Origin of the sequence: Rhizobium lentis (assembly GCF_017352135.1) — a bacterium.
In the GTDB taxonomy this organism is placed as follows: domain Bacteria; phylum Pseudomonadota; class Alphaproteobacteria; order Rhizobiales; family Rhizobiaceae; genus Rhizobium; species Rhizobium lentis.
This window is the reverse complement of the sequence record NZ_CP071454.1, coordinates 1,050,727-1,063,385: the sequence shown is the minus strand read 5'-3', so window position 1 is coordinate 1,063,385 and position 12,659 is coordinate 1,050,727. Positions and strand designations below refer to the sequence as shown.

The 12,659-nt window shown below is 61.5% G+C and carries 9 protein-coding genes and 1 tRNA gene; 9 read left to right on the top strand and 1 reads right to left on the bottom strand.

The genetic code is table 11. The features are described 5' to 3' along the window. The first annotated feature begins 27 nt into the window (after positions 1–27). From ybgF to serA, 7 genes are all read left to right on the top strand, one after another. Positions 28–1,014 carry a tol-pal system protein YbgF gene (gene ybgF / locus J0663_RS05145; RefSeq protein WP_207243358.1) on the top strand — a complete coding sequence of 329 codons (987 nt, stop codon included), beginning with the start codon at positions 28–30 and terminating at the stop codon, positions 1,012–1,014. A gap of 11 nt (positions 1,015–1,025) precedes the next feature. After that, the gene (gene tilS / locus J0663_RS05140) at positions 1,026–2,378 is read left to right on the top strand and encodes a tRNA lysidine(34) synthetase TilS (RefSeq protein ID WP_207243357.1); all 1,353 of its coding nucleotides are present in this window, start codon (positions 1,026–1,028) and stop codon (positions 2,376–2,378) included. Positions 2,379–2,474: 96 nt separating this feature from the next. Then, on the top strand, positions 2,475–4,406 hold the full coding sequence (ftsH, locus tag J0663_RS05135; protein WP_207243356.1) for an ATP-dependent zinc metalloprotease FtsH: 1,932 nt from the start codon (positions 2,475–2,477) through the stop codon (positions 4,404–4,406). A gap of 241 nt (positions 4,407–4,647) precedes the next feature. Further along, positions 4,648–6,000 carry a phosphoglucosamine mutase gene (glmM, locus tag J0663_RS05130; RefSeq protein ID WP_207243355.1) on the top strand — a complete coding sequence of 451 codons (1,353 nt, stop codon included), beginning with the start codon at positions 4,648–4,650 and terminating at the stop codon, positions 5,998–6,000. A 203-nt stretch (positions 6,001–6,203) separates the two neighbouring features. Further along, the gene (locus J0663_RS05125; RefSeq protein WP_207243354.1) at positions 6,204–7,040 is read left to right on the top strand and encodes an outer membrane protein; all 837 of its coding nucleotides are present in this window, start codon (positions 6,204–6,206) and stop codon (positions 7,038–7,040) included. A gap of 185 nt (positions 7,041–7,225) precedes the next feature. Then, positions 7,226–8,404: a phosphoserine transaminase gene (locus tag J0663_RS05120; protein ID WP_207243353.1), complete on the top strand. Its 1,179-nt coding sequence runs from the start codon at positions 7,226–7,228 to the stop codon at positions 8,402–8,404. Between the two features lie 82 nt (positions 8,405–8,486). Further along, the gene (gene serA, locus J0663_RS05115) at positions 8,487–10,082 is read left to right on the top strand and encodes a phosphoglycerate dehydrogenase (protein ID WP_207243352.1); all 1,596 of its coding nucleotides are present in this window, start codon (positions 8,487–8,489) and stop codon (positions 10,080–10,082) included. A 106-nt stretch (positions 10,083–10,188) separates the two neighbouring features. On the opposite strand, the gene J0663_RS05110 is transcribed toward serA, so the two are convergent. Next, positions 10,189–10,455 (bottom strand): hypothetical protein, encoded by a 267-nt coding sequence (locus tag J0663_RS05110; protein ID WP_207243351.1) that lies wholly within the window; start codon positions 10,453–10,455, stop codon positions 10,189–10,191. Positions 10,456–10,933: 478 nt separating this feature from the next. Here J0663_RS05110 and mnmA point away from each other — a divergent pair, with 478 nt between their 5' ends. Continuing rightward, positions 10,934–12,133 (top strand): tRNA 2-thiouridine(34) synthase MnmA, encoded by a 1,200-nt coding sequence (gene mnmA / locus J0663_RS05105; RefSeq protein WP_207243350.1) that lies wholly within the window; start codon positions 10,934–10,936, stop codon positions 12,131–12,133. Positions 12,134–12,268: 135 nt separating this feature from the next. Next, positions 12,269–12,345: transfer RNA gene (locus J0663_RS05100), tRNA-Met, on the top strand. The last annotated feature ends 314 nt before the right edge of the window (positions 12,346–12,659 follow it).

The following is a 12,659-nucleotide window of genomic DNA, read 5'->3' as shown; positions in this document are numbered from 1 at the left end:
AAGAATCACTGGGACAGGACGATACATATGAAGAAACTTGTCGTGGCAGGCATGCTGTGCCTCGCGGCTGTGACCGGGAGCGAACGAGCGGCTTATTCAGCCTCGTTCTTCGGGCTGCATCTCGGCGGCCGATCGGCGGAACAGCAGCCGGCCCCACCCGTCGTCAAGGTGCAGAGCGGCGACGCGGAAATCCGCGTGCAGCAGCTCGAGGAGCAGTTGCGGCAATTGAACGGCCGGATCGAAGAGATGAGCTTTCAGCTCCTGCAGATGCAGGAGACGATCCGCAAGCAGCAGGAAGACAATGAATTCCGCTTCCAGCAGTTGGAAAAGACGGGTGCCAGCGGCGGTGCCAAGGCTCCTGTCAAGAAGAGCGAGACCGATGCCGCGCCGGCAGCTTCCGGCAGCGACGACGTCGCCAGAGTGATCCAAGCACCGCAGGGGGCCGAAACGGCTCCCTCCACCGATGTGCCTGATAATACCGGTCTCGGCCAGCCGCCGAAGCAGCTCGGCTCGATCGAGTTCGATCAGAACGGCAACGCGATCGGCGGAACCGTCGACGAGAACGCCACCATCGGTTCCGGTCCGATTCCCAATGCCAATGGCGGGACGCCACAGCAGACGGCCTCGCTCGGTAGCGAGGCGGATCAGTACAAGGCGGCCTATGGCCACGTGCTGTCAGGCGATTACGGCACGGCCGAGCAGGAGTTCAACCAGTTCATCGCTCGCTACCCGAGCAGCGCGCGGGCGGCGGACGCCAATTTCTGGCTCGGCGAAGCGCTCTATTCGCAGGGCAAATACAACGAGGCGGCCAAGACGTTCCTCAACGCGCATCAGAAATACGGCGGCACGGAAAAGGCGCCGGAAATGCTGCTGAAGCTCGGCATGTCGCTTGCTGCGCTCGACAATAAGGAGACGGCTTGCGCGACGCTGCGCGAAGTCTCGAAGCGCTATCCGAAGGCCTCACGCGCCGTCATAGGCAAGGTCGCGAGCGAACAGAAGCGCCTCGCCTGCTGAGGTCTTCCGGAATGTCTCCGGAAGCCACATCGCCTCAACAGGCGATCCTTAAGTTTCTTGCATCGATTCGCAGTCCCGCGCGTATTCTCGTCGCGATCTCCGGCGGCAGCGATTCCACCGGCCTGCTTCTCCTCCTTGACGAAGCCGTGAAGGCCGCGCCCCATCTTGAAATTTCGCTCTGCGCCGCTACCGTCGATCACGGGCTGCGCGCCGGCTCTACAGACGAGGCGCGCCATGTCGCAGCCCTTTGCGCATCGCTTGGCATTTCCCATACGATCGCGACCTGGCAGGGCGACAAGCCGAAAACCGGAATCATGGCCGCTGCTCGCGAGGCCCGCTACGGCCTTCTGGCCGAGACAGCGGCCGCGCTCAGAGCCGATCTCATCGTCACCGGCCATACGCTCGACGACCAATACGAAACATTGCGGATGCGCGGGCTGCGAACGGAACAGATTTCGAGCGGTATTGCCGATGCGCTGCTCTTCGACCGGCGTTTCTGGATTTTACGCCCGCTTCTTTTTTCCAGACGGGCGGATATTCGCTCCTTCCTACGGGCGCGGGACGTGCCTTGGATCGAGGATCCCAGCAATGAGGATGTGAGATACGAGCGGGTGCGGATGCGCCGGCAGATTAATGCCGACGCCGTCGCAGAGAACGATATTCGTGCGGCCTGGGAGCAGCGGCTCGCTTTGTCGTCGAGGGGAGCCGAATGGCTGGATCGCCATTTCAGGCTTCACGGCGGACTGCTCGGGCAGGTGCTGCCCGATGGGTTGCGGAAGGACAGCGCCGTTCTCAACTATGCTTTCGGCCGCCTGACGGCTGTGTTCGGCGGACAGCCGTTTGTGCCGGGGAGGGCACATATGGAGCGACTTCTCACATTTGCCGCAGGCAGAGAGCCAGGGCGGATGACAGTCGGCAGAGTGGTGTTCGATCTCAGGCGTGACGGGCTTTATTTGGCGCGCGAAAGTCGGGGGATTTTGCCCCTGGTGCTGCGGCCGGGAGAGGCTGGGGTTTGGGATGGAAGGTTTTGTGTGAAGAATGGGTTAACCACGTCGATCGAGGTGGAGACCCTTGCCGCATCCCTCGGATCAAGTCCGATGACAGAAATGAGGGGAGATCATTTCGAGCGCTTGCCGAAGGCGGCATGGAAACGCGCAATCGCCTCGGCGCCTGCCTTATCCTCAGAAGGAGACCATTTATCTCCGCAATCCGCTGAGGCAGTCGAAATGACGCGCTATTTCGCGCCGTTCGACCGCTTTTTGACACGATTTGATTTCATCTTTGCCGATAGGCTTTCGGCAGTTTTTGCGATGGCGCCCTATGCGGGGCTGCCTTTAAGAAGTATTGACGGAAAAACCATCTGACATGGGGGTTTGCCTTGGCAACAGCGCGGCGCAACCCTATGTAAGAATGAACAAGACGGTCGCCATGAGGCGGCTGTTCCAGTGCTGGGGAGTTCAATGAACCCTAACTTACGTAATTTTGCCTTGTGGGCGATCATCGCGCTTCTGCTGATTGCCCTGTTCAGTATGTTTCAGACGGCGCCGGCGCAGACGGGCTCCCGCGATATCCCTTATTCGCAGTTTCTGCGTGAGGTCGATGCGGGCCGCGTGAAGGAAGTCGTGGTCACGGGCAACCGTGTCTCCGGAAGCTATGTTGAAAACGGCACCACCTTTCAGACCTATTCGCCTGTCATCGACGACAGCCTGCTCGATCGCCTGCAGCAGAAGAATGTTCTGGTTTCCGCCCGTCCCGAAACGGATGGTTCTTCGGGTTTTTTGAGCTATCTCGGCACATTGCTGCCGATGCTTCTCATTCTCGGCGTCTGGCTGTTCTTCATGCGGCAGATGCAGGGCGGCTCGCGCGGCGCGATGGGTTTCGGCAAGTCGAAGGCGAAGCTTCTGACCGAAGCGCATGGCCGCGTCACCTTTGACGACGTCGCCGGCGTCGACGAGGCCAAGCAGGATCTCGAAGAAATCGTCGAATTCCTGCGCGATCCGCAGAAATTCCAACGTCTCGGCGGCAAGATCCCGCGCGGCGTGCTGCTCGTCGGCCCTCCGGGTACCGGCAAAACGCTGCTCGCCCGCTCGGTCGCCGGCGAGGCCAACGTGCCCTTCTTCACGATTTCCGGCTCCGACTTCGTCGAAATGTTCGTCGGCGTCGGTGCAAGCCGTGTGCGCGACATGTTCGAGCAGGCGAAGAAGAACGCGCCCTGCATCATCTTCATCGACGAAATCGACGCCGTCGGCCGCCATCGCGGCGCCGGCCTCGGCGGCGGCAATGACGAACGTGAGCAGACACTGAACCAGCTGCTGGTCGAGATGGACGGCTTCGAGGCAAATGAAGGCGTGATCCTGATCGCCGCCACCAACCGTCCCGACGTTCTCGATCCGGCGCTGCTGCGTCCGGGCCGTTTCGACCGTCAGGTCGTGGTGCCGAATCCGGATATCGTCGGCCGCGAGCGCATCCTCAAGGTGCATGCCCGCAACGTCCCGCTGGCGCCGAATGTCGATCTCAAGGTTCTCGCCCGCGGCACGCCCGGTTTCTCCGGCGCCGACCTGATGAACCTGGTCAACGAAGCCGCCCTCATGGCCGCCCGCCGCAACAAGCGCGTCGTCACCATGCAGGAATTCGAGGACGCCAAGGACAAGATCATGATGGGCGCCGAGCGCCGCTCCTCGGCGATGACCGAGGCGGAAAAGAAGCTCACCGCCTATCACGAAGCCGGTCACGCCATTACCGCGCTCAATGTCGCCGTCGCCGATCCGCTGCACAAGGCAACGATCATCCCGCGCGGCCGTGCGCTCGGTATGGTCATGCAGCTTCCCGAGGGCGACCGCTACTCGATGAGCTACAAGTGGATGGTTTCGCGCCTCTGCATCATGATGGGCGGCCGTGTTGCTGAAGAGCTCACCTTCGGCAAGGAGAACATCACCTCGGGCGCTTCCTCCGACATCGAGCAGGCGACCAAGCTGGCCCGCGCCATGGTCACCCAGTGGGGCTTTTCCGACCAGCTCGGCCAGGTCGCCTATGGCGAGAACCAGCAGGAGGTCTTCCTTGGTCACTCGGTTTCGCAGTCGAAGAACGTTTCGGAAGCGACCGCCCAGAAAATCGACAACGAAGTGCGCCGTCTGATCGACGAGGCCTATACCCAGGCCCGCACGATCCTGACGGAAAAGCACGACGAATTCGTAGCCCTTGCCGAAGGTCTGCTCGAATACGAGACGCTGACCGGCGAAGAGATCAAGGCGCTGATCCGCGGCGAGAAGCCGTCGCGCGATCTCGGTGATGATTCGCCGCCAAGCCGCGGCTCGGCGGTTCCGAAGGCCGGCGCGCGACCCGCCACCAAGGGCGACGAGCCCGAGGGGGGCCTCGAACCGCAGCCGCATTGAACAGCGGCACCCATCTCGAACGAGGCCGGATTTTCGATAAAGGAGATCCGGCCTTTTCCATTGGTAACGGGATATAATCATTTTTCTCGGTAATTTACGTGCCGATGCCTATTTTTTGTGGCATTCCGCTGAATTGAGGCAGGTCTGATTCATGCGTTCCCGGACTGACGACAGACCCTTGAAGCCGATTCTCCGGGAACGGTGTGCCGCCTTGAATGGCGCGGAAAGCGCAGGAGTGCAGATGAAAAGACGCTATTTCGGTACGGATGGCATTCGCGGTCAATCCAACGTCTTCCCGATGACGCCGGATCTCGCGATGCGGGTCGGCATCGCCGCCGGCACGATCTTCCGCCGCGGCAATCATCGCCATCGCGTCGTCATCGGCAAGGATACGCGCCTTTCCGGCTATATGCTTGAGAATGCGATGGTCGCGGGCTTCACGGCGGCCGGCCTCGATGCCTTCATTCTCGGCCCGATCCCGACGCCTGCCGTCGCCATGCTGACACGCTCTCTGCGCTGCGATATCGGCGTGATGATCTCGGCTTCGCACAATCCTTACGAGGATAACGGCATCAAGCTGTTCGGCCCTGATGGCTACAAGCTTTCCGATGATATCGAAGCCGAGATCGAGGATCTGCTCGAAAAGGATCTGAACGCGCAACTTGCCAAATCCGACGATATCGGCCGCGCCAAGCGCGTTGACGGCGTTCACGACCGTTATATCGAACATGCCAAGCGGACCCTGCCGCGCGACGTGACCCTGCAGGGTCTGAGGATCGCGATCGATTGCGCGAACGGCGCCGCCTATAAGGTGGCCCCTGCCGTGCTCTGGGAACTCGGCGCCGATGTCGTCACCATCGGCAACGAACCGAACGGCACGAACATCAATCTCAATTGCGGCTCTACCAGCCCGGTCGCGCTGCAGAAGAAGGTCGACGAGGTGCGTGCCGATATCGGCATCGCGCTCGACGGCGATGCGGACCGCGTCATCATCATCGATGAGAACGGTTCGATCGTCGATGGTGACCAGCTCATGGCCGTCATTGCCGAGAGCTGGGCGGAGAGCCAACAGCTGCGCGGCAATGGCATCGTCGCCACCGTAATGTCCAACCTTGGTCTCGAGCGCTTCCTCGACGAGCGCGGCATGGCGCTTGCCCGCACGAAAGTCGGCGACCGCTACGTCGTCGAGCATATGCGCCAGCACAATTACAATGTCGGCGGCGAGCAGTCCGGCCATATCGTGCTCTCAGATTACGGCACAACCGGAGACGGTCTCGTCGCCGCGCTGCAGATCCTTGCCGCCGTCAAGCGCACCGGCCGCACTGTCAGCGAGGTCTGCCGCCGTTTCGAGCCGGTGCCGCAGCTGCTGCGCAACGTCCGCATTAGCGGCGGCAAACCGCTCGAAGATATTCAGGTGCAGAAGGCAATCGCCGACGCCGAAGCCGAGCTTGCCAAGACCGGCCGGCTCGTCATCCGCCCCTCCGGCACGGAGCCGCTGATCCGTGTCATGGCCGAGGGCGACGACCGCGCCCAGATCGAGCGCATCGTCAACGAGCTGATCGGCACGATTTCGAACGTTCGCACCGCTGCCTGATCCTTAGAGACCTACCCATCGAAAGCCGGTGCGAAAGCGCCGGCTTTTTTGCACGTGCTCGCCGTCTTCACGCCGCAGCTTGAAATCAAGGTAAATAAGCGTGGTTAAGCGGCTTTTAACGTTTCCCGTTCATTATCCATACGAAGCGTATCAGATTGGCAGCGACTGAGCCTGCCGACGCAACGGATTTTGGAGTGAGATCCATGAAAAGAAGCTTGTCCGGCATCTTCGCGACATTGTTGATCGTGACAAATGCCTATTCCGCGGACTTCGCTCCTGCCGAGCCCATCCCGGAGCAGCCACCGGAGGTGACCGTCAGTGAGGCGACCGGTTGGTACTTGCGCGGCGACGTCGGCTATGCCTTTACCGATCTGCGCGGCGCCCGCTATTTCCAGGGCAGCAACGCCACGGAAGTCGATTTCGACGACGCCGACCTCGACGACGCGTGGACGATCGGCGGTGGTGTCGGTTACCAGATCAACAGCTATCTGCGCACCGATCTAACCTTCGATTACCTTACGGAAGCTGATTTCCGCGGCTCGACGGTCGGCCAGTGCGGCTTCCCGCTGGTGGATTGCACCTCGACCGACCGCTCTTCGCTGACCGCCTATACGCTGCTTGCCAACGCCTATGTCGACCTCGGCACCTACGGCTATGTGACGCCCTATGTCGGCGCCGGTATCGGTGGTTCGTACGTCAAGTGGAAGAACCTGCGCAACGTTGCCTGCGCCGATGACGGAAGTTTCTGCGACGACGAAGTCACCCATGGCGGCAGGGGCAGCTGGCGCTTCACCTACGCTCTCATGGCCGGCGCCTCGGTCGACGTCACCTGCAACTTCAAGGCCGATGTCGGCTACCGCTACCTGCACATCGATGGCGGCAACATGTTCGGCTATGCCGAAAATGGCGGTCCGGGCCGCGACAGGGGCCTCAGTGCCCATGAAGTCCGCGTTGGTGGCCGCTACCTCTTCGGCGGTTGCGCCCAGGCGAGTTATGAGCCGCCGCCGGAAATCCCGCTGCAGCAGCCGGTCTACAAGTAAGGCCGACAATCATTGCATCAGAAGCCGCCCTCACTCGGGGCGGCTTTTCCTTTCGCCACCCCGCCTGCGTCAAAATATCTACAGCTTGCGACACTTCGATCTTGACTATGACGCGTCCGATCCATACACACGGCGGCGGGACACCCTTCCCCAACGAAGGGCTTTCTATCTGAGAGGATAGCATCATGGCGAAGACCGCAAAGCCGGACATCCGTCCGCACAATACCCATTTCTCTTCTGGCCCCTGCTCGAAGCGCCCCGGTTGGTCGCTCGACGCCCTTTCCGACGCGGCTCTTGGCCGTTCGCACCGCGCGAAGGTCGGCAAGGCCAAGCTCAAGCAGGCCATCGACCTTACCCGTGAAGTTCTCGAGGTGCCGGCGGATTACCGCATCGGCATCGTGCCGGCCTCCGATACCGGCGCCGTTGAAATGGCGCTCTGGTCGCTGCTCGGCGAACGCGGCGTCGACATGCTCGCCTGGGAAAGCTTCGGCGCCGGCTGGGTCACCGATGTCGTCAAGCAGCTGAAGCTCAAGGATGTGCGCAAGCTTGAAGCCGGCTACGGCGAGCTTCCCGATCTTTCTGCCGTCGATTTCGACCGCGACGTCGTCTTCACCTGGAACGGCACGACCTCGGGCGTGCGCGTTGCGAACGCCGATTTCATCCCGGCTGACCGCAAGGGCCTGACGATCTGCGATGCCACCTCGGCCGCCTTCGCGCAGCAGCTCGATTTCGCCAAGCTCGATGTCGTCACCTTCTCCTGGCAGAAGGTTCTGGGCGGCGAGGGCGCGCACGGCGTCATCATTCTCTCGCCGCGCGCCGTTGAGCGTCTCACCACCTACACGCCGGCCTGGCCGCTGCCGAAGATCTTCCGCCTGACCTCGGGCGGCAAGCTGACGGAAGGCATCTTCCAGGGCGAAACGATCAACACGCCGTCGATGCTTTGCGTCGAGGACTATATCGATGCGCTGCTCTGGGCCAAGGAGCTCGGCGGCCTCAAGGCGCTGATCGCGCGCGCCGATGCCAATGCCAAGGTCATCCACGATTTCGTCGCGGCAAACGACTGGATCGCCAATCTCGCCGTTAAGGCGGAAACGGCTTCCAACACCTCCGTCTGCTTGAAGATTGTCGACAAGGACATCACGGCGCTCGACGGCGACGGCCAGGCCGATTTCGCCAAGGGTCTCGTCGGTCTCCTCGAAAAGGAGGGTGTCGCCTATGACATCGGCCATTACCGCGACGCGCCGTCAGGCCTGCGCATCTGGGCCGGTGCTACGATCGAGGCATCCGACATGCAGAAGCTGATGCCGTGGCTTTCCTGGGCCTTCGAGACGCAGAAGGCGCAGCTCGCTCAGGCGGCCGCCTGACCTGATCGCATCCGGCTCCGCCACAATGCGAAGCCCAGCATCTCCATTCATTCATCGCTGAACACTTTTGAAGGAGGCCCTCATGGCACCTCGCGTTCTCGTATCCGACGAATTGTCGGAAACCGCCGTCCAGATCTTCCGCGATCGTGGCGTCGAAGTCGATTTCGAACCGCAGCTCGGCAAGGACAAGGATCGTCTGCTCGAAGTCATCGGCAAGTATGACGGCCTCGCTATCCGCTCCGCCACCAAGGTGACGGAAAAAATCATCGGGGCGGCGACGAACCTCAAGGTCGTCGGCCGCGCCGGCATCGGCGTCGACAATGTCGATATCCCGGCCGCCTCGCGCCGCGGCATCATCGTCATGAACACGCCCTTCGGCAATTCGATCACCACGGCCGAACATGCGATCGCGCTGATGTTCGCCGTCGCCCGCCAGCTGCCTGCGGCAGATACCTCGACGCAGGCCGGCAAATGGGAAAAGTCGAAATTCATGGGCGTCGAGATCACCGGCAAGACGCTCGGCGTCATCGGCGCTGGCAATATCGGCTCGATCGTCTGCTCCCGCGCCATCGGCCTGAAGATGCATGTCGTCGCCTACGACCCGTTCCTTTCCAAGGAGCGCGCCGAGGAGATGGGCGTCACCAAGGTCGAGCTGGACGAACTTTTCGCCCGCGCCGATTTCATCACGCTGCATGTGCCGATGACCGACAAGACACGCGGCATCCTCAACAAGGAAGCTTTGGCAAAGACGAAGCCCGGCGTGCGCATCATCAACTGCGCCCGCGGCGGCCTGGTCGATGAGGCAGCCCTTGCCGAAGCCATCAAGTCCGGCCATGTTGCCGGTGCCGCCTTCGACGTCTTCGAAGTCGAGCCTGCCAAGGAAAGCCCGCTCTTCGGCCTGCCGAACGTCGTCTGCACGCCGCATCTCGGCGCTTCGACGACCGAAGCGCAGGAAAACGTCGCCCTGCAGGTCGCCGAACAGATGTCGGACTACCTCGTCAACGGCGCCGTCTCCAACGCCATCAACATGCCGTCGATCACCGCGGAAGAAGCGCCGATCCTGAAGCCCTTCATCCGTCTCGCCGATGTTCTCGGCGCCTTCGTCGGCCAGGTCACCGAAGAGCCGATCAAGGAGATCGAAATCCTCTACGACGGCGTTACCGCCAATATGAACACGCGGGCGCTGACGAGCGCGGTGCTTGCCGGCCTCATCCGCCCGCAGGTCGCCGACGTCAACATGGTTTCGGCGCCGATCATGATCAAGGAAAAGGGCATCGTGCTGTCCGAGGTCAAGCGCGACAAGACAGGTGTCTTCGACGGTTACATCAAGCTGACGGTGACCACCGAAAGCATGACCCGTTCGGTCGCCGGTACGGTGTTTTCGGATGGCAAGCCGCGCTTCATCCAGATCAAGGGCATCAACCTCGATGCGGATGTCGGCTCGCATATGATCTATATCACCAATACCGACGTCCCCGGCATGATCGGCTTCATCGGCACGACGCTCGGTAGTGCCGGCGTCAACATCGCCAACTTCCAGCTTGGCCGCGACAAGCAGGGTGGCGACGCCATCGCGCTGCTCTATGTCGACGGCGAGGTGGAGGATGGGGTGCTTGCACAGCTGACGGCTCACCAGGCAATCCGGCAGGCAAAGCTGCTGACCTTCAACATCGACTAACGCGCTTCGCGGCGCGACATGCTCTCGTTTCCTCCTCCCAAGGAAAACATGGAAAACCCGGCGCCGGAAACGGCGCCGGGTTTTCTACGTTGGGGGATGGTGATTTTCAGTGGTGCCGGCGTTTGCGGCGGACCATCTTGCCGAAGCGGGCTCTATCGTCCTCGGCCTTCGTGCGGTGAAGGAAGGCGAGCCTGCTCCCGTCAAAACCCTCGAAGAACTCGTCCCAGGATATCTCCTCCTGCGAGTCCGTCGAGAAATCGACGCGGACAGTTTCGCTATCCCTCGCATCCCTGATCCGAGCGGGATGACCGCCGCGCGCCTCGATCCAATCTCTGATCCTGATGTAATCTGTCGTCGTGCCGAACCTGGCCATGAAACCCTCCGCAGTATTCGATTGCGACATTGATTACTTGCAACGCATGATCGATGGAATAGTTCCAAAGGGTGATAATTAATTAGTTGCTGCTCAAGCATTCGTTTATTTTGGGAGCGGTCGCTGCAGCGGCATAGTGGGCTGAAATGGAGGATGATATGAAACGCTATTTATTCTCGATAATCGGACTGGCGATCGTGTCTGTTGTCATCGCCAATCCAGGTATCGCATTCGCCTGCAACAAGCTGATCGGCACCTGAGCCGCACCCCCTCTTCCAAGGCGTGGCTTCAGCCGCGCCTTCCTTTCCCACGCGGTTGCGAAACGATCGGCTGCCCGAAGCCGCCTCTTGCGTCCTGACACAATCCTTTCTATATCGGTCCCTTACCCAGAAAGGCGGCCGATCCCGCCTGATATCAGGAATCCGCCGCAATTGCAGCGCAAGGGCGGGTTATGAGCGCGCAGAATTTGGCATCACCGTTGAACACACTGGATTTTGATAAGAAGCCGGAAGAGACCCGTGTTGTCGTCGCCATGTCGGGCGGCGTCGATTCCTCCGTCGTGGCCGGCCTTCTCAAGCAGCAGGGTTACGACGTGCTCGGCATCACCCTGCAGCTCTACGATCATGGCGCCGCTGTTCACCGTGCCGGCTCCTGCTGCGCCGGCCAGGATATCGACGACGCCCGCCGTGTCTGCGAAACGCTCGGCATTCCGCATTATGTGCTCGACTATGAGAAGCGCTTTCGCGAAACGGTGATCAATCCTTTCGCGGAAAGCTATGTAGCCGGCGAGACGCCGATCCCCTGCGTCTCCTGCAACCAGACCGTTAAGTTCGCCGATCTCCTGGCGACGGCCAAGGAGCTCGGCGCCGATGCGCTGGCGACGGGTCACTATATCCGTTCGCGGCCGAACCCATCGCCGGAACACCCCGGTCGTCGCGCACTTTTCCGCCCGGCCGATGCCGACCGCGACCAGAGCTATTTCCTCTTCGCCACGACGCAGGAGCAGATCGACTATCTCCGCTTTCCCCTGGGCGGCCTGCCGAAGGCCGAGACCCGCCGGCTTGCCGAAGAGATGGGCCTCGTCGTTGCCAAGAAGGCCGACAGCCAGGACATCTGCTTCGTGCCGCAGGGCAAATATTCCGACATCATCACCAAGCTGAAGCCGAATGCGGCGCTCGCCGGCGAAATCGTTCATCTCGACGGCCGCGTGCTCGGAAGCCATGAGGGCATCCTGCACTTCACGATCGGCCAGCGCCGCGGCATCGGCATCGCCACCGGCGAGCCGCTCTACGTCGTCTATCTCGACGCGCGTTCGCGCCGCGTCATCGTCGGGCCGAAGGAGGCGCTGGAAACCCACCGCGTCTATCTGCGCGACGTCAATTGGCTGGGGGACGAGACGCTCGCGCAGGCCGCTTCCGGCGACGGCTTTGCCTGCTATGCCAAGGTCCGCTCGACTCGGGCACCGGCGCCTGCCGTGCTACATGCTGACGCGACGGGCACCTATGTCGATCTGACGGTCGGCGAGGCGGGCATTGCGCCTGGCCAGGCCTGCGCGCTTTATTCCGCGCCCGGCGACGACGCCCGCGTCTTCGGCGGCGGCTTCATCGAGCGATCCGAGCGCGAACCCTCCGCGGAAGCCTCGCTCAAGGCCCTGTTGGCCAGCCCCGTTGCCGCCTGAAAGCCATGGGAAGCGACGGCCAGAAAGCCTAGCGTTTTTCTCCATCATGCGCTTGACACACAGCCGAAGCGCACCTTATAAGCCGCTCATCCCACGAGCCCGCAGCGCTTCGCGAGCAGGTATCGTTTGACCAGTGGCGGAGTAGCTCAGTAGGTCAGAGCAGAGGAATCATAATCCTTGTGTCGGGGGTTCAAATCCCTCCTCCGCTACCATCTTCTCATTGCAGAATTTGCGCTCTTGCGGTTCGATTTTGAGCCAGCCGAGCGCGGTAGCGCGTCGAACGCAGCGACGCGAGGACAAAAACAGCTCAGGAATCTACCCGACGCCGAGGGCGGCGCTATCTGTAGAGCGCCAACTGCAATATAGGCGTCCTCATCGCCCAAAGATGAGGTGCGGCAGCGAAAATAATAGCCCATACGGCCAGCGAGAACATGAGCGCCGCTAACCTGATCCCGACTGACGCCATCATTTCCTCCATCCCAGCATAATCGTGCTCCTCCGCACGATTGAAAGCTAGCAGGGTGCC